Source organism: Psychromonas aquimarina ATCC BAA-1526 (assembly GCF_000428725.1).
Taxonomy (GTDB): Bacteria; Pseudomonadota; Gammaproteobacteria; order Enterobacterales; family Psychromonadaceae; genus Psychromonas; species Psychromonas aquimarina.
In genome coordinates this window covers 1-18,320 of record NZ_AUAM01000055.1, presented here as the reverse complement: position 1 = coordinate 18,320, position 18,320 = coordinate 1, and the positions used below count along the sequence as shown (strand labels likewise).

The window sequence follows — 18,320 nt, the reverse complement described above, 5'->3', positions numbered from 1 at the left end:
GATGCGGTACTAGCTCAGTTGGTAGAGCACGACCTTGCCAAGGTCGGGGTCACGAGTTCGAGTCTCGTGTACCGCTCCAAATTCACTTCCTGTCTAATAAAAATCCCCCTAAAAAATTATAAAGACCATCTAGCACTATTGTATTTAATTTTTATTATATTTTTTAGCTCAGTTGGTAGAATACGACCTTGACCATAATAGTCGGGGTCATGAGTTTGAGTCTCGATTGTTTACCTTAAAGAAAGGCTCCAAACTTACATCCCTATTTTAATTCCCTGTTAAATAAAATAATCACGCGCAGCATTTCTGTATCTAAAAACTTTACTCTATATTGATAGATAGTGATCTGATCATAATTTCCAGGTCACGAGTTCGAGTATCTACTCTTTATCTTAAAGAAAGGCTCCAAATTCCCTTAAAATAAAATATCAATCTACAGCATCCTGCATCTAACCTTGACAGAAAATGTTCATGTAAAACTAGTCCTGCCTTTTTACTCAATATCAAATGTCACCAATTGCGGGTTATGATCCGATGCTTCCGTTGAAATGCTTTCAGAATTAATGACTTTTAATCCGCGGTAATAGACATGGTCTAACGGCAGGCCGAAGACACTGGTTCGTTGATCCTTATGGAATAATGTTTCTTTAAATCCTGACTTAATTAATGCCTGTTCAACGTCATCTAAGCGGGCATCCGTCCAGGTATTAAAATCCCCGCTAAATAGAATCGGTCCGTTATGTTGTTTGATTAAGCTTAGATAAGGCTGTAACTGATCTTTCAGCGGCTGTGAAGTAAAGGTAAAGTTCACCCCGTGTAAATTAATCACCAGCAGAGTTTGATTACTGTTTGCCAGCGAGTAAGTTGCCGCTAACCCCGTCTTTGGCACTATTATCCAGGGTTCACTGTAGCGGGTGGCGCAGACCTGCGTGGCAGGAAATTTACTTAAGGTATTAACGCCATAAACAAAACCTGCATATTTGAACGCATAATTGTGCAGGTAAAACAGTTGATTAGCCCGGCTGAACTCCTTTAACTGTATAGAATGCTTGACCTCCTGCAGGGTAAATAAATCTGCTTTTGCACTCCATTCCTGAAGTCTCGAACGCCAGTTTTTATTCTGCTGCTTATAAATATTCCAGTTTAGCAGTGTGAAAGGAAAGCTGATCTGGCGCTCGATGCCTACAGGTTGCCTGACGCTGGATAGTTCAGGGCAAGCTGAGTGGTAAAACTGCTGATTATTATCAAAAACAGTAAGCTGTGCAGGTGATTCAGGGAAAAAACTATCCGCACTGCCCTGAATAGCAAACAGAAGTATAAGAATTATCAGACAGGATTTTATAAAGGTTATGCTTACTGGAAATATGATATTGGATTTCATTTTAGGGCCTATTTATCTTTGCTATTTGCTCCTGCTGGAGGCTTTTTTTATGCGCCGCAAGGCAGAAGTCATGCAGTGTAGTTACTCTACATTAATGACTGACAACGCAGTTGAGTGTAAAATTGCCCAGCCCTTCGGGTTGAGTCTGAAAATCCCTCACTCTGCGCTGCTCACCGCTCATTTAGAACAACTAAATCTTACTCTTCGCGCCTTGATTGAGGAACTTTCAGGCTCAACAGGGACAAACTTCAAAGATAAACAGGTCCAAATTATATTATTATTGATGAAGGTCAATTATCTGGGTTATATTGTTGATCCGATTAATCATATTTAAGTCTTGAATTATGCCATTAGAAAGAACACTTTCAATTATTAAACCTGATGCAGTCCGTAAGCACTTAACTGGTACTATTTTAGCGCGATTTGAAAAAGCCGGTTTAACACCTGTTGCGGTTAAAATGCTGCAGCTTACTAAAGAGCAGGCTGAAGGCTTTTATGCTGAGCATCAGGGCAAAGAATTTTTTGAGTCCTTAGTTGAGTTTATGACTTCGGGGCCGATTATGGTTCAGGTCTTACAGGCCGAAAATGCAATCATTCATTACCGGGAGGTAATAGGAAAAACCGATCCGACTCAAGCCGCTGCTGGTACGATTCGTGCCGATTTTGCCGCCTCTAAGCAGCATAATGCAGTACACGGCTCTGACAGTCCAGTGTCAGCATCCCGCGAAATAGCTTACTTTTTTTCTGATGACGAAATTTGCCCGCCAATAGAAGCTTAAATCCTTTATAATACGCCAAAATAAAACTCAGTACCTGCTGCCTCGTTTTATTTTGGTCTGATCGCAGTACCGATAATGTACATTTCCACAAGCTTTTAAAGTAACGGCTTTAGCGTATTTATAATTTAGGGATAATATGAGCGAATTTTTAATGTTGATGGAGCAGGTTCCTGCTTTACTTTACGGCACTACTATTATTTTAGGGCTGTTAGTTGGGTCTTTTTTAAATGTGGTTATTTTTCGTTTGCCGGTAATAATGGAGCGTGCCTGGAAAGCTGAATGTGCGGAGTGTTTCCCTGAGGCTAATATTAAAAGCGCAGATGATGTTTTTAATTTAGTTGTTCCCCGTTCACGCTGCCCGCAGTGTAATCATTTAATCGGCTCCACAGAAAATATTCCGCTTATCAGCTGGCTGCTGCAGAAAGGGCGCTGTAAGCACTGCTCCTGTAAAATTAGTAAGCGTTACCCGTGTATTGAGCTATTGACTGGTTTAATGTCGTTAGTGGCCGCTTACCTTCTTCCATTCGGCTGGCCTCTGGTCTTCGGATTAATTTTTACATGGGTTTTAATCAGCCTGACCTTTATTGACTTTGATACTATGCTGCTGCCGGATCAGTTAACTCTGCCGCTTCTGTGGCTGGGTTTACTGATTAATATTTCAGGTACCTTTACGGGGTTAACTGATGCTGTATTAGGGGCTGTTTTTGGTTATTTAAGTCTGTGGTCTGTGTACTGGGGCTTTAAGCTGTTGACCGGGAAAGAGGGGATGGGTTATGGTGATTTTAAACTTTTAGCCGCCTTAGGGGCCTGGTTCGGCTGGCAGGCACTGCCTTTGATTATTCTTATTTCATCATTTGCCGGCGCGATTATCGGCATTGCAGTGCTTTTAGCATCAAAAGATAAAAAAAGCCGGCCGATACCCTTTGGTCCTTACCTTGCTATTGCCGGCTGGGTTTACCTGGTTTACGGTCAGGCCGTGACGGAAATGTATTATAATCTGGTGCTTTAATGAATAATGAAGCACAGCATAAAGCAGTAGATACCCAGCTGTCTATTGATGAAAAGTGGATGAATTATGCCTTGTCTCTTGCTGATAAAGCGGAATTATCTGGTGAGATTCCGGTAGGGGCGGTGTTAGTTAAAAATGACCGGGTTGTTGCTGAAGGCTGGAATTTGTCGATTATTAGTCACGATGCCTGTGCGCATGCTGAAATTATGGCAATTCGAGAAGCGGGTAAAGTGGTACAGAATTACCGCTTAATTGACTGTACCTTATATGTCACCCTTGAGCCTTGCCCTATGTGTGCCGGGGCGCTAGTCCATGCGCGTATTAAACGGCTTGTTTACGGTGCCGGGGATTATAAAACCGGGGCGGCCGGATCTGTTTTTGATCTGGTGCGCAGTGACAGGTTAAATCATCAGATTGAAGTGACTTCCGGTATTTTTGCCGAGCGCTGTGCTGCAAAAATAAGCGATTTCTTTAAGCGCCGCCGTAAAGAGAAAAAAGCATTAAAAAAGCAGCTGCTTGCTGACTCTTTAGCTGCAAATTCTTAACCTTAAAACAGAGCCAATTATGACTAAAAAAACAATTACTTTTGCATTCGAGAAAGAAACTAAAAACAGTGTGCGTTACAAAGAAGTTCCTGAGCCTGGACAGGCGCCTGTTGTCGGCAGTATATATGTGCAGAAATGGTTTGCCGGTTCAAGTAAAGAGCTGTCGGTTAGCATCGAGAAAAAAGACTGATTGAACGCTTCATTAATTCGATCCTGTTGATACTCTGCGCTGTCGTAATGCGCAGAGTATGTTACCCGCCTACTTTATTTTTCTTTTTCTTTCTCTATATCTAACTCTATCGCTTTCAGCAGCTTCTGCCGTTCCGTTTCCGCGTCATCTTTAGCTTTCAGAGAAACCTGCAGTGCGGCCAATGCTTTATCTTTTGCTGTCTGGTAGTTCTTGAGTTCAGCCTGCGCCTGCTCCTTTGTCTGTACTAAAGCCGCCTGTTCCGCTTCGGCTTCATTGGCCGCTTTTAGTAAAATGTTTTCTTTATTCAAGCTTTTCTCTTTAGCATACTGCAGTCTTGTCTGCTCTGCTAATGCTTCATCCTGAGCAATTTTCAGAGCCTGTTCCCTGGCAAGTGTCTGCTCCTGGGCTAATTTTAACGCCTGCTGTCCGGCTAAGGTTTTTTCCTGTGCCTGCTGCAGTGCTTTTTCCATCGCGAGAATTTCTTTCTCGGCCTGGTGCAGGGCCTTTTCTTTAGCTTCACTGTCTTTTTGAGCTTTGCGCAGTGTTTTTTCTTTAAGTTTGATTTCCTGCTCAGCTCTTTTTAATGCCCTTTGTCTTGCCAGTGGTTTGTTGTTTTCTTCCTCTAAAGCACGCTGTTCAGCTAAGGCTTTCTGCAGGGCTATTTTTTCGGCTTCCGCTTTATCTTTAGCATCTTGAAGTGCTTTTTCTTTTGCTAAAGCTTTATCTTTTGCATCCTGTATCGCTTTGGCGGCCGCTTCTGCCTTTTCTTTTTCGGCTGCCGACCAGGTGAGTGTTTTTAAATACTGACGGATATTGTTTACATAGGTCTGAGCTTCCTGCCCGCGGGCGTAACCGTAACGGGTCTTTTTATACCACTGCTTTTGATGCAGCAGGGGCAGGTTATCTTTAACATCTGACCAGGCATCGGGGTTCTGTTTTTTCATTGCTGTAATACGTCTTGCGTCCATTAAATGCCCGTAACCGATATTGTAACTGGCTAAGGCAAACCATACTTTTTCATCATCGGGAATGCTGTCAGGAAGGCGTTTAATTAACTGCGATAAATATTTTGCGCCGCCTTTAATACTTTGTTCGGGATCCAGGCGGTTTTCTATACCGACGTAATCTGCAGTATCCAGAGTCAGCATCATCATGCCGCGTACGCCGGTCGGAGATTTTGCATTCGGATTCCAGTGTGACTCCTGATAACTGACGGCCGCCAGCAGCAGCCAGTTTACTTCAGGCGTCGCATTGTTTTTAAATAAATTTTCGTATTTGGGTAATTTTTTGTTAATACGTTTTAAGAAAGTGCGGGTATCGACAAAATCAAAATGCTGCACATGCCCGAAATATTTCTCTTCAAGTTTTGCTATACTTTGATCCTGATATTTACCGCCGATAAATTCAATAATTGCAGAATAAACACTGTCGTCCTGATCGCGCTTAATCAGCCAGGCTACCGGCAGTTTATCTGATATGGTAAAGGCTTCAGCCAGTACCGGATAATAGCGCTGCTTCTGAGCCAGCGTTGAACTGTCAACAATAGCAAAGGTAATCTCCTTGTCGGCCACTTTACGCAGCAGCGTTTCCTGATCTTCATTTTCTAAAATCTGAATATCCAGCTCTGGTACTTCACCTATTATGCTGTCTAATGTTTCTTCATGGCTGCTGTCTTTAAGTACGCTTATCGGCGCATTAACATCCATAATTTTACGCGGACGGTAAGTCCCTTTGTGATAAACCACTTTTTGTGAAACATGGTAATAGGGCGGAGAGCTGCGGTATTTTTGTGAACGTTTAGGGGTTAATGTCAGTCCTGAGCCGACAAAATCAATCTTGTTGTTATCCAGTGCATCAAACAGCTCTTTAAGCGTATTGTATTCTTTGATACGAAAATTCACATTGAGGTAAGAGGCAAACTGTTTGCCAAGCTCATAGTCAAATCCGCTGTAAACAGAGCCGTCATAACTGTAGGTTAATGAACTATTAATCGTTCCCATAATAATATCACCACGCATTTGAATTCTTTCTAAGCTGCTGGTGTGGGAAAAAGGATTACAGGCGCTCACTAATAAAAGAGCGAAGCTTACAAAAAGCCAAGCCGTTAACTGCTTGATTTTTTTAAGTGGCATAACAGAGTCCATATCAGAATTATTAGATGAAACTGTTCACTGTTTCATCCGGGTTTTGTGAATTTATCATATTAAATATCAATTAGCCTTCGACTATAGAGTGTTTCTATATAATAAAAAATGCTTTTTGCATATAATAGCCAGCTAATAGCAGTTATATCAAATAAGTGATTATTTAAAGGCACTTCTATTAGCAGGTTGTCACCTTGAATAATTAGTTATTTATCCGTGTAATTGACGTTACCCAAGTTCATTTATCTATCTAACGAGAGAAATAACCTATGGAAATTTTGCGTGGGGCACCAGCCTTATCGACATTTCGTGTTAATCAGTTATTAAAAAACTGTGAAGCCTTAAATCTACCTGTATCGCAGATATATGCAGAATATATGCATGCGGCAGATTTAACTGATGCTTTAAATGACCAAGAGCAAGCTGTACTACAAAAACTACTCACTTACGGACCTAAAATTGCAGAGCATGATCCCGTCGGATCATTATTATTTGTGACTCCTCGTCCTGGGACTATTTCACCATGGTCTTCCAAATCGTCGGATATCGCCCATAACTGTGGTTTGACAAAAGTTAAGCGTTTAGAACGTGGTATTGCTTATTACGTTGAAACAACAACGGAATTATCAGCAGAGCAGCACAAGGAGCTGGCTGATCTGTTACATGACCGCATGATGGAGGTAGTATTTACCTCTCTTGATGATGCGCAGAAACTATTTGCACAGGGTATTCCTGGTGAAATGACCAGTGTTGATATCTTGAGCAGAGGACGCAGTGCACTTGAAGCCGCCAACGTAAGTTTAGGTTTAGCACTTGCTGATGATGAAATTGACTACCTGTTAGAAAGCTTTAATAACCTGGGACGTAATCCTAACGATATCGAGTTGATGATGTTTGCTCAGGCAAACTCAGAGCATTGTCGTCATAAAATCTTTAATGCCGACTGGACCATTGATGGTGAGAAACAACCGAAATCACTGTTTAAAATGATCCGTAATACCCACGAAAAACACCCCGAATTTGTTTTATCTGCATATAAAGACAATGCTGCTGTGATGGAAGGTTATCAGGCAGGGCGTTTCTTCCCTAGTGTTGATGAGCGTGAATACGGCTACCACCATGAAGATATCGATATCTTAATGAAAGTGGAGACCCATAACCACCCGACAGCAATTTCGCCGTTCCCCGGTGCTTCCACCGGTTCCGGTGGTGAAATCCGTGATGAAGGCGCAACTGGTATCGGTTCTAAACCTAAAGCGGGTTTAGTTGGTTTTTCTGTATCTAATTTACGTATCCCGTCATTCGAGCAGCCCTGGGAGACGGATTTTGGTAAACCAGACCGTATTGTTTCAGCATTAGATATTATGCTGGAAGCCCCGCTCGGCGGCGCTGCTTTTAATAACGAATTCGGTCGTCCGAATATCCTTGGTTATTTCCGTACTTATGAAGAAAAAGTAGACAGCCATAACGGTGAAGAGATCCGCGGCTACCATAAACCTATTATGTTAGCCGGCGGTCTGGGTAATATCCGCCGTGAGCATGTACAGAAAAAAGATATTCCCGTCGGCGCTAAACTGATTGTACTAGGCGGTCCGGCCATGAATATCGGTTTAGGCGGCGGCGCTGCCTCGTCAATGGACTCAGGTGCTTCCTGTGAAAATCTGGATTTTGCTTCAGTACAGCGTGAAAATCCGGAAATGGAACGCCGCTGTCAGGAAGTGATCGACCGCTGCTGGCAGATGGGCGAAGACAACCCGATCCAGTTTATTCATGATGTAGGCGCGGGTGGTCTTTCCAACGCTATGCCTGAATTAGTTGATGACGGCGGCCGCGGCGGTAAGTTTGAGCTGCGTGCGATTCCAAACGATGAGAAAAGCATGGCACCGCATGAAATCTGGTGTAATGAATCTCAAGAACGTTATGTTATGGCGGTTAAGCCGGAAAACCTGGCGGCTTTTGAAGCGATTTGTAAACGCGAACGTGCACAGTATGCGGTTATTGGTGAAGCGACTGAAGAGCTGCAGCTGACCCTTCATGATGACGAGTTTGATAATAACCCTATCGATATGCCTCTTGAGGTGCTGTTAGGTAAAGCACCGAAAATGCATCGTGATGTTAAATCACAAAAAGCGCTGGGCAAACCTTTAGATCTTTCTGGTGCCAGTATTAAAGATGCTGCTGAGCGTCTGCTGCGTTTACCGTCAATTGCAGAAAAAACCTTCCTGATCACTATCGGTGACCGTACGGTAACCGGCTTAGTGGCACGCGATCAGATGGTTGGTCCCTGGCAGGTTCCGGTCGCTGACTGTGCGGTTACAGCCGCCAGTTACGATACTTATTTTGGTGAGTCGATGGCGCTGGGTGAACGTACACCTGTTGCACTGCTTAACTTCGGCGCATCAGCACGTCTGGCTGTAGCTGAGTCAATTACAAATATTGCCTGTTCGGATATTGGTGATTTCAAACGCATTAAACTTTCTGCAAACTGGATGTCGGCAACGGGACATCCTGGTGAAGATGCTGGTTTATATGAAGCAGTTAAAGCGGTTGGTGAAGAGCTTTGTCCGGAGCTGGAACTTACTATTCCGGTAGGTAAAGATTCAATGTCAATGAAGACTCGCTGGCAGGAAGGGAACGAGGATAAAGAAGTTACCTCGCCGCTTTCACTGATTATTACCGCATTTGGTGCTGTTCGTGATATCCGCAATACAGTGACGCCGCAGCTGCGTACCGACCAGGGAAATACAGATCTGATTCTTATTGACTTAGGTAACGGTCAGAACCGTCTTGGCGGTTCATCACTTGCGCAGGTTTATAAACAGCTGGGTGATACAACACCTGATGTAGATGATCCGGCTTTACTGCAGGGGTTCTTTAATGCAGTGCAGACCCTAGTCGCGGATCAGAAATTACTGGCTTACCATGATCGTAGTGACGGCGGTTTATTCTCTACAATTACAGAAATGTCTTTTGCCGGACATTGCGGTGTAACGGTGCAGATTGACCAGCTGGGCAGTGATGATTTTGCCGCTCTTTATAATGAAGAGCTTGGTGCGGTTATTCAGGTACGCGCTGAAGATAAAGAAGCGGTATTAAATACGCTGGCCGGCCATGGTTTAGCTGCTAACTCGCTAGTGATTGGTTCATTAAATACAACTGACCAGGTTGAATTTACTCGTGACGGTAATGATGTTTTAGTTGCACCGCGCAGTGAATTCCGCAGTATCTGGGCTGAAACAACCCTGAAAATGCAGTCGCTGCGTGATAATCCGGCTTGTGCATTACAAGAGTTTGAACTTAAATCTGATGATAAAGATCCTGGTTTAAGCACAAAACTAACCTTTGATATCAATGAAGACGTGGCTGCTCCGTATATTTCAACGGGGGTTTTACCGCGTATGGCAATTCTGCGTGAGCAGGGAGTTAACTCTCAGCAGGAGATGGCGGCCGCCTTTAACCGTGCGGGTTTCTCGGCGGTTGATGTGCATATGAGTGATGTTTTATCCGGTGATGTACAGTTAGCTGATTTTGCCGGTTTAACGGCATGCGGCGGTTTCTCTTACGGTGACGTATTAGGCGCCGGTGAAGGCTGGGCTAAGTCCATTCTGTTTAATGCGCAGGCGCGCGAGCAGTTCCAGAGCTTCTTCGAGCGTGAAAACTCCTTTGCTTTAGGAGTATGTAACGGCTGTCAGATGCTGTCAAACCTGCATGAGCTTATTCCCGGTGCTGATTTATGGCCTCGTTTTGTGCGTAATAACTCGGAACGTTTTGAAGCACGTTTTAGTTTAGTTGAAGTGCAGAAAACTAATTCACTGTTTTTAAATGATATGGCCGGTTCATATATGCCGATTGCGGTTTCACATGGTGAAGGCCGTGTTGAAGTGAAAGATCAGGCGCATCTGGACGCGATTGAAGCAAGTGGTTCAATTGCTTTACGTTTCATCAATAACTATGGTAAAAATACCGAGCAGTACCCGGCTAACCCGAATGGTTCGCCGAATGGTATTACCGGGCTAACTTCTCAGGACGGGCGTGTTACAATTATGATGCCTCACCCTGAACGTGTATTCAGGACGGCAGCTAACTCCTGGCATCCCGAAGAATGGAAAGAGGATAGTCCCTGGATGCGTATGTTTAGAAACGTACGTAAACAGTTAGGTTAAAACTTAGCAGAAAATAAAAAGGGGATATTAAATCCCCTTTTTCAATTCTTGTGCTAGGATTAAGTCGTTGATTTTACTGGCTTTGTGATCATATTGTAAATAAAAGGTGGTTTTTTTGTCTGTAGGTATCGAAAATGTTTTATACATTGGCAAAAATATTAAACTTGTTGAAGTTATGCTGGACATGTTTAAAGAAGTCTCTGCAAAATCTGAATGTCAGATTCAGCACTTAACAAGCAGTGCTGAAATTCATAGCGCATTAGCTGCAAAAAACTATCAGTATCTGCTTTGTGAACAGGAAATGGATAAAGCAGCTGCCGATAAAATCGCATCCGATTATCCGTTATTAAAAACATTCTACCTGGCCGGTCTTCAGGACGTGTATCAGGCAGCGGAAAAAAGCCGCTCCGACTCTGTGATCAAAGTACTGCTAACCGATGAAGTTAAAGCCACCCTGGACTGTATCCGTATTCCTATCTATTACAAGAATAAGCAGGGGGAGTTTTTAGCCTGTAACAGCTATTTTGCACAAGCTGTAGGCATGACTAGCGGACAGATTATTGGAAAAACAGCTGCAGAGATATTACCCCCGCACCTCTTACCTGGTTTAGAACAAGTAGATCAAAAAGTATTTGAGGATAATCAGGTACATCTTTACGAATGTGAATATGTGGATGCCGCCGGCATACACCGCGAGGTGGTTTTTAGAAAAGAGGCGATTGAGGGCGGTGAAATTCAGGTTGGTACCATACTGGATATGTCTGAGCTTAATAACGCCAAACGCTTAATTGAAAAAGAACGGGTGAGGTTAAGAGCGACCGCGGATCTGTCTTCCGATCTTATTTTTTTTAAAGATCTTGAAAGCCGTTTTCTGGGCTGTAATAAAGAGTTTGAAAGATTTGTCGGCTGTCCTGAACGGGATATTTTAGGTAAAAGAGATGATCAGCTTTTTGAGCTTGACCAGGCTTTAATGTGCCAGGCGCAGGATCAGGATGTGATGACCACAAAGCAGATACATCATGGTAAAGAATACCTTACCTATAAAGACGGTGTCCGCCATTTTATAGAGATGAAAAAAGTACCGCTGCAGGATAAAGACGGCAAAGTGCAGGGACTGATCGGCATGGGCCGGGATATTACAGCCCAGTATATGATGCAGAAGCGCTTTAAAGTTGCCAATGTGGTATTTGAAAACAGTAAAGACAGCATAATCGTTACCGATGAACGGGGCGATATTATCTCTGCCAATGAATCGTCATGTCGTGTATCCGGCTATTCAAGAACTGAGCTGTTACAGGCGAATATTAATATATTCTCGTCAGAGCAGCATGATCAACTTTTTTATGAGCAGATAGAAGATGCACTGCAGCTGAATAATAACTGGCAGGGAGACATTACCTACCGCATTAAAAACGGCGATACCTATTATGCCTGGTTAGAGATTTATGTCGTTGAACACCCGGGCGAAGGAGGAGAAAACCGCGTTTATTCTTTTACTGATTTAAGCCAGTGTAAAAAAGTAGAAGAAAAAACCCAGTTCCTTTCTAAGCATGATCCGTTAACCGGCCTGTTTAACCGTATTGCGCTGTTTACCCGCCTGGAAGATGCAATTGCCCGCTCCAGCCATAAAGAAATTGCCATGGCGGTGGTGCTGGTTGATATTAATGGTTTTAAAACAATTAACGATCAGTACGGGCATAATGCCGGTGACAGAGTACTTAAAGAGATTGCTAGACGCCTTAAGTCCTGTGTATTTGAAAAAGATACCGTTGCCCGCTTTGGTGATGATGAGTTTGTTTTATTAATCGATGAACTGACTAATGAGCAGGGAGCCGCTATTGTTGCCCAGAAAATTGCCCGGCAGTTCAGCAGTGTCTTCCTGATTGATAACGCTGCCGTTAAACTGTCTGCAACCATAGGTATTAGTATATTTCCTGACGATGGTGTCGATGTTGATACGCTGCTGAGTAACGCAGAAAAAGCGATGCAGCGGGCTAAATATGATAAAAGTGCGCCCTATCACTTTTATACTGTTGAATTAACCCGTTATTCAAATCAGCAGTTTGCATTAGAAGACGAGCTTAAGAATGCCCTGCACAAGCAGCAGTTTGAGCTCTATTACCAGCCGCAGTATGATCTTAATAAACGTCAGATTGTGGCATTAGAAAGTTTACTTCGCTGGAAACATCCACAGCACGGCCTGCTGCTTCCCGACAGTTTCTTAATATTAGTTGAAGAGAGCGGTTTATTAGTTCCTATCGGTCTGCAGATGATCCGCAAGGCCGCTGAGCAGGCGGTTATCTGGTCTAAGTCCGGGATTAATTTCGGCCGAATTGCTATTAATTTATCGGAGATTCAGCTGGAACAGCTTAGCTTTATTGCTGATATTCAGACTATTTTAAAAGATACCGGTTGTTCAAACCGCTGGCTGGAGTTTGAAATCGGCGAGTCGGTGTTCAGCAGTGACTCGGTGAATATCCATGAAAATCTGCTTAATTTGAGCAAGGTCGGTTTTGCATTAACCGTTGATGGTTTTGGTGCGGACCGCTCTGTTTTGTATTCAATAGATCATTTACGTATTGAGAAATTCAAAATATCAAAACAGTTTATTCACGGTGTTCCCGGACATTTAGCGGGCGAGGCTATGATTAAATCAGTGATCGTTTTAGCACGTGCCTTGGGGATTGATGTGGTTGGAGAAGGTATAGAAAGCGCGGAGCAGGAGGCGTTTTTAACTGCTCAGAATATCGATTCAGGGCAGGGGCATTTCGAGGCCAAACCGATGAAAACCTCTGAAATGACTTTTTATCTGCGCTGTAATAAGCGTAAATAAAACAATTTAATAAGTGATACGCAGTCATTTCAATACAACAGCACAGAAAAAGTAATATTTACTTTTTCTGTGCTGTTTTCGTCTATTAATTTCACTTATGCGTTTATCTGCCGTTTCCATAGGCTCTTCCCTAATAATGGTTCTTTATATAAAACCCTGTACTTGTCAGGTCTTTGCTGGACATCTGTTTTAATTTCTCTTAGCAGAAATTGAGTCATCTATTTGTATTTTACTATTGCTGACTAATTGCTATGATGCAAACGTAAATTATACGAATAATTGGAATTTAGTTTGTCTATACCTGCCGAAAATGTTTTATATATCGGGCACAATATTAAACTTGTTGAAGCTATGCTTAACTCATTTAATACCGCCGCGAACCAGCCTTGTTATAATATCTGTTGTTTAAACCACTGTAATGAACTGCAGACTGCCTTAGCTGAAAAAAATTACAGCCATCTTATTTGTGAGCCGCCGATCAGCAAGGCCCTGTCAGATAAGATAGAAAAAGATTTTCCTCTGTTGAAAACCATTTACCTGGCCGAGAATGATGCAGGTAAAACTCTGCAGTCATCATCTGTTAACGAAGAGCTGCTTAGCGATCAGGTTAAAGCAGCTTTAGAATGTATCAGCATTCCTGTTTATTATAAAAACAGGCTGGGGGTATTTTTAGCCTGCAACACATCTTTTGCACAAGCGGTGGGTATGACCACTGAGCAGATTATAGGGAAGACGGCGGCCGAGATACTGCCTGTACATTTACTGGCAGGTCTGCAGGAAGTAGATAAAAAATTATTTGCGGATAAACAGGTGCACCTTTTTGAATGTGAATATACCGATGCAAGCGGTATACATCGTGAGGTGGTTTTTCGCAAAGAGGCCATGGATTGTGGTGAAATTCAAATTGGTACAATCCTGGATATGTCAGAAATCAATGAGGCAGAACGTTCATTAGAAAAAGAGCGTGTTATGCTGCGCGCCACGGCAGACCTGTCTTCAGATCTGATTTTCTTTAAAGATCTGGAAAGTCGCTTTCTGGGGTGTAATAAAGAATTTGAAAAATTTGTCGGCTGTCCTGAACGGGATATTTTAGGGAAAAAAGATGACCAGCTTTTTGAATTAGATCAGGCCTTAATGTGCCAGGCGCAGGATCAGGACGTAATGACCACAAAGCAGATCTATCGCGGTAAAGAATATCTTACCTATCAAAACGGTGTCCGCCATTTTATCGATATGAAAAAAGTTCCGCTGCTGGATAAAGCCGGTAAAGTGCAGGGACTGGTCGGTATAGGTCGAAATATTACAGCTGGTCATCTAATGCAGAAACGCTTGAAAATTGCTGATGCGGTATTTGAGCATAGTAAAGACGGCATCTTTGTAACCGACGGCCGCGGTAATATTATTTCTGCCAATAAAGCCTGCCGAACTATGTCGGGTTTTTCAGAAGCGGAATTACTGCAGTTAAATATCCGTACTTTTTCACTGCAGCATTATGATGAATCTTTTTATGATCATATAGAAGCTTTATTAAAAGAGAAGAAAAGCTGGCAGGGAGATATCATTTACAGTGATAAAAACGGCGATACCCGTTATGCCTGGCTGGAAATTTATACTGTTGAGCATGCTGGTGAAGGTATAACCAATAATATTTATTCCTTTACGGATTTAAGTCAAAGCAGAAATGCTGAAGAAAAAATCCAGTTTTTATCCAAGCATGATCCGTTAACCGGGTTATTTAACCGTATTGCTCTGTTTACCCGCCTGGAAGATGCAATAACCCGTGCAGATCATAAAGAGACTGCAATGGCGGTGCTTTTGGTTGATATTAACGGCTTTAAAAAAATCAATGACCAATATGGACATCATGCGGCTGACAAGGCGTTAAAAGCCGCCGCCGGACGACTTAAGTCCTGTGTATTTGCAAAAGATACGGTGGCGCGTTTTGGTGATAATGAATTTGTTATCATCATTGATGAACTTGCCAATGAACAGGATGCCGCTCTGGTAGCGCAGAAAATTGCGCGCCAGTTTAATGAGCCTGTTGTAATTGAAAATACTGAGGAGAAACTTTCAGTAACCATAGGGATCAGTCTTTCCCCCGATGACGGTATTGATGTTGATACCCTGCTTAAAAATGCAGAACAAGCGATGCTGCGCGGTAAAAAAGATAAGAGTGCCCAGTATCACTTTTATACACCTGAACTGACCCGCTACTCCAGTCAGCAGCTGCAGTTAGAGCAGCAGTTAAAAAATGCACTCGAGTCGGATCAGTTTGAACTGTATTACCAGCCTCAGTACGATCTTAATACACGCCAGATTTCTGGTGTAGAAGCTTTAGCCCGCTGGAATCATCCTGAGCTGGGAATTGTACTTCCCGAGCAGTTTTTAATTCTAGCGGAGGAGAGCGGCCTGGTTATTCCGCTGGGTTTGAAAATGCTCAGGCAGGCTGCGGTGCAGGCCGTGGCCTGGAAAAAGGCGGCAGTTAATTTCGGGCGTATTGCCGTTAATATATCCAAGGCTCAATTATCACAAAGTAGTTTTATTGCTGATCTTCACACAATTTTAAAAGAAACCGGCTGCTCAGGGCTGTGGCTTGAGCTTGAAGTTGATAAGTCTATTCTTCGTCACTCTTCAATAGATATTCAGTCGAATCTGGTGAACCTTGGCAAGATGGGCTTTGCATTAACGGTTACGAATTTTGGTATAGCGAACACAGTGATAGATTTAATTAACCTGCTGGGTGTTGAAAAACTTAAAATACCAAACCAGCATGTTAGAAACAGTTCCGGGGACTTAGTGAGTAATGCGCTGTTAAATTCCGTTAACGCTTTTGCCCGTACATTAGGTCTCAGCATCATTGGCGATGCTGTTGAAAACGCGCAGCAGGAGGTTTTTTCAACTTCTCAGCATATTCAGAATAGACCCATGAAAGCCTCTGAAGCGACTTTTTATCTGCGCTGTAATAAACGCAGATAAGCACCGCTGTAATATTATGAAGCGGGCCGTCGCGCCCGCTTCTCTTTCTTCACCTTCACGCCTCAAGCCTGTTCACCTCGTGATCTGCTGATTTCTGTATCTTGAATGATAACGGCTGCATAATCTGTATCTTCTTCAGCTTTACGTATAAGATAATCTAACCTGATGTTTTTACAAAAAGAATTAGCTTATGGATCTCTTCTCTCTCGATATGGCCTGGCAGGACAGTACCCTGTATGTGGTGCTGTCTGCATTTTTATATTTCTCTTTGTTACTGCTTACATCGTTACGTGTGGTTATTAAACGTAAGCCGATAGGTATTTCTCTTGCCTGGTTGTTTTTGATTTATGCACTTCCTCTGTTCGGCATGATCAGTTATTTCATTTTTGGTGAGCTGCATTTAGGTAAAAAACGTCAGAAACGCCGCGAAGAAATGAGCGGTTTGTTTCAGTCCTGGCTGTATAACGAGGTAACGGAAAATCGAATATCTGAAGAGTTAACCTCACCTTCGGTTATGTCAATGCGCCGCTTTGTTGAATCTTATACCAGCATGCCGATGATGAAAGGTAATAAACTGACTCTATTATCTTCGACGGAAGCTATTTTAACTGAACTGCAGGAATGTATTGATCAGGCTCAGCACAGCTGTTATCTGATGTTTTATATCTGTTATGAAGGCGGGCTGGCAGATAAGGTGGTAGAGGCGTTAATACGCGCTTCACAGCGTGGTGTCAGCTGTAAAGTGTTACTGGACTCAGTGGGAAGCAATGATTTTTTTAAATCCGAACAGCCGCAGAGAATGCGTGATGCCGGCATTGAAGTTGCTGAAGCGCTGCCCGTTGGTGCTCTTCGTCTGCTTTTTCAGCGTCAGGATCTGCGTCTGCACCGCAAGCTGGTATGTATCGATGAGCGGCTTGCCTACACGGGCAGTATGAACTTAGTTGATCCGGCTTATTTTAAGAAAGGGCAGGGGTTCGGACAGTGGGTTGATATGATGGTGCGCTGTGAAGGCCCTATTGTACAGCTGATGCAGGGCCTGTTTATCTGGGACTGGTACTTAGAGACAAATGTTAAACTGTCTTTTGAGAAGCTATCTGAGAAAAGTTTTGCCGTGAAAGGAGAGCAGAATGTGCAGCTTATTCCATCCGGTCCGGAATTTGGTAAAGCAAGCATTCATCAGGTGTTATTAACCGCTATTTATGAGGCTAAGGAAAGTCTGATTTTAACCACCCCTTATTTTGTACCCGATGACAGTCTGCATGAAGCATTAACGGTTGCCGCTTTACGCGGTGTTGATGTGAAGATTATTCTGCCCGCTAAAAACAACTCTTTTATGGTCAAATATGCATCGCGTGCGTTTTTTGATGAGCTGCTTAGTGCCGGAGTTAAAATCTATAAATTTCACGGCGGTTTACTGCATAGTAAAAGTATCGTGGTGGATGATAAAATAGCACTGGTAGGAACGGTTAATCTTGACCGGCGCAGTTTCTGGCTTAATTTCGAGATGACCATGCTGGTTGATAATCGTTATTTCACCAGCGAACTACTTAATCTGCAGATGCAGTATTTAGCAAACTCTCAGCGCTTAAAATTAGAAGACTGGCAGTCGCGCAGTTATTCGAAGAAGCTCTTGGAGAGCTGTGTGTATCTGTTCAGTCCTCTGCTGTAATAATCTATTGAAACCCAGCCGCAGAATTCCCCTTCCTGCAGGGAGCAGGTTTCGCTGTGCCTCAAATCATCAATAGCAAAGTGCTCTTTGACCATTATTCCCGTAAACGGCTTCTATTACGCTTTAACAGGTGTTTGCTTTAAAAGGTGCATGGATGTCAAAAGTTTCCAAACAACGCTTTATGATAGTGGAAGCAGCTTTAATAGTGATAGACAGCAGCTCAGGTTTGTAAGTGTATAAATTGGAGTGGTTTAGTGAGGAATTTAAGACAAAAAAAAGCCTGCGGTTAAGCTAATGCCGATCGTTTAAGAAAACTTGAACGATCTTGCAGATAGATCATAATCCTCAATCTTATTTAAGGTTGGGGATTTTTTTTGTTTAATCAAGAAATGGAATTAGTTTATGAATCATTTGAAAACAAAGATTCATATGACAACGTATTGACCGCTATTGATGCTAAATGGATCGAAGAAGCATTATTTAGCACTCAAAAAGCCAGCATTCGACGACGTCGCTTACCCGCAGAGCAAGCTATGTGGCTCATTATTATGATGGGCTTGATGCGTAATCGTTCTATTAAAGAAGTTTGTGGTTCTTTGGATATTGCCCTGCAAACCAATCCAGATGAAAT

Annotated in this window: 12 protein-coding genes and 1 tRNA gene; 11 read left to right on the top strand and 2 right to left on the bottom strand. The window is 42.9% G+C overall.

The window, feature by feature from the left end; translation table 11 throughout:
- Positions 1 to 3: 3 nt before the first annotated feature.
- Positions 4 to 79, top strand: a tRNA-Gly gene (locus tag G337_RS0116820).
- Between the two features lie 414 nt (positions 80 to 493).
- Here the strand turns inward: G337_RS0116820 and G337_RS0116815 are convergent.
- Positions 494 to 1,381 (bottom strand): endonuclease/exonuclease/phosphatase family protein, encoded by an 888-nt coding sequence (locus G337_RS0116815; protein ID WP_245597671.1) that lies wholly within the window; start codon positions 1,379 to 1,381, stop codon positions 494 to 496.
- Between G337_RS0116815 and G337_RS0116810 the strand changes: the two genes are divergently transcribed.
- From G337_RS0116810 to G337_RS28920, 5 genes are all read left to right on the top strand, one after another.
- A complete protein-coding gene (locus tag G337_RS0116810) occupies positions 1,371 to 1,715 on the top strand; it encodes a hypothetical protein (protein ID WP_157619351.1) in 345 nt (114 codons plus the stop codon). The two genes, G337_RS0116815 and G337_RS0116810, sit on opposite strands and share 11 nt — an antisense overlap.
- A 10-nt stretch (positions 1,716 to 1,725) precedes the next feature.
- Positions 1,726 to 2,160, top strand: a complete 435-nt coding sequence (gene ndk, locus G337_RS0116805; RefSeq protein WP_028864935.1) for a nucleoside-diphosphate kinase — start codon at positions 1,726 to 1,728, stop codon at positions 2,158 to 2,160.
- Between the two features lie 136 nt (positions 2,161 to 2,296).
- Entirely contained in the window at positions 2,297 to 3,169 is an 873-nt protein-coding gene (locus G337_RS0116800) for a prepilin peptidase (RefSeq protein ID WP_028864934.1), read from the top strand.
- On the top strand, positions 3,169 to 3,714 hold the full coding sequence (tadA, locus tag G337_RS0116795; RefSeq protein ID WP_028864933.1) for a tRNA adenosine(34) deaminase TadA: 546 nt from the start codon (positions 3,169 to 3,171) through the stop codon (positions 3,712 to 3,714). The genes G337_RS0116800 and tadA overlap by 1 nt, the downstream gene beginning before the upstream one ends.
- Positions 3,715 to 3,733: 19 nt before the next feature.
- Positions 3,734 to 3,904, top strand: coding sequence for a hypothetical protein (locus G337_RS28920; RefSeq protein ID WP_169719635.1), 171 nt, complete (start codon positions 3,734 to 3,736; stop codon positions 3,902 to 3,904).
- 74 nt (positions 3,905 to 3,978) lie between these two features.
- Here the strand turns inward: G337_RS28920 and mltF are convergent, their stop codons facing one another.
- Positions 3,979 to 6,036, bottom strand: coding sequence for a membrane-bound lytic murein transglycosylase MltF (gene mltF / locus G337_RS26465; protein ID WP_037027778.1), 2,058 nt, complete (start codon positions 6,034 to 6,036; stop codon positions 3,979 to 3,981).
- A gap of 281 nt (positions 6,037 to 6,317) precedes the next feature.
- Between mltF and purL the strand changes: the two genes are divergently transcribed.
- From purL to G337_RS26460, 5 genes are all read left to right on the top strand, one after another.
- Positions 6,318 to 10,211 carry a phosphoribosylformylglycinamidine synthase gene (purL, locus tag G337_RS0116780; RefSeq protein ID WP_028864932.1) on the top strand — a complete coding sequence of 1,298 codons (3,894 nt, stop codon included), beginning with the start codon at positions 6,318 to 6,320 and terminating at the stop codon, positions 10,209 to 10,211.
- Between the two features lie 115 nt (positions 10,212 to 10,326).
- Positions 10,327 to 13,044 carry a sensor domain-containing protein gene (locus tag G337_RS0116775; protein ID WP_028864931.1) on the top strand — a complete coding sequence of 906 codons (2,718 nt, stop codon included), beginning with the start codon at positions 10,327 to 10,329 and terminating at the stop codon, positions 13,042 to 13,044.
- Between the two features lie 291 nt (positions 13,045 to 13,335).
- Positions 13,336 to 16,020, top strand: coding sequence for a sensor domain-containing protein (locus tag G337_RS0116770; protein ID WP_028864930.1), 2,685 nt, complete (start codon positions 13,336 to 13,338; stop codon positions 16,018 to 16,020).
- A gap of 190 nt (positions 16,021 to 16,210) precedes the next feature.
- Positions 16,211 to 17,689 (top strand): cardiolipin synthase, encoded by a 1,479-nt coding sequence (gene cls, locus G337_RS0116765; protein ID WP_084605437.1) that lies wholly within the window; start codon positions 16,211 to 16,213, stop codon positions 17,687 to 17,689.
- Positions 17,690 to 18,063: 374 nt separating this feature from the next.
- On the top strand, positions 18,064 to 18,320 hold a 257-nt coding region (locus G337_RS26460; RefSeq protein ID WP_211235818.1), incomplete at its 3' end, for a transposase domain-containing protein.

Excerpts from the sequence above, each read along its gene's own strand:
- G337_RS0116800 (WP_028864934.1), top strand. The coding sequence starts at position 2,297 with ATGAGCGAATTTTTAATGTTGATGGAGCAGGTTCCTGCTTTACTTTAC.
- mltF (WP_037027778.1), bottom strand. The coding sequence starts at position 6,036 with ATGCCACTTAAAAAAATCAAGCAGTTAACGGCTTGGCTTTTTGTAAGC.
- cls (WP_084605437.1), top strand. The coding sequence starts at position 16,211 with ATGGATCTCTTCTCTCTCGATATGGCCTGGCAGGACAGTACCCTGTAT.
- ndk (WP_028864935.1), top strand. The coding sequence starts at position 1,726 with ATGCCATTAGAAAGAACACTTTCAATTATTAAACCTGATGCAGTCCGT.
- tadA (WP_028864933.1), top strand. The coding sequence starts at position 3,169 with ATGAATAATGAAGCACAGCATAAAGCAGTAGATACCCAGCTGTCTATT.
- G337_RS0116815 (WP_245597671.1), bottom strand. The coding sequence starts at position 1,381 with ATGAAATCCAATATCATATTTCCAGTAAGCATAACCTTTATAAAATCC.
- G337_RS28920 (WP_169719635.1), top strand. The coding sequence starts at position 3,734 with ATGACTAAAAAAACAATTACTTTTGCATTCGAGAAAGAAACTAAAAAC.
- purL (WP_028864932.1), top strand. The coding sequence starts at position 6,318 with ATGGAAATTTTGCGTGGGGCACCAGCCTTATCGACATTTCGTGTTAAT.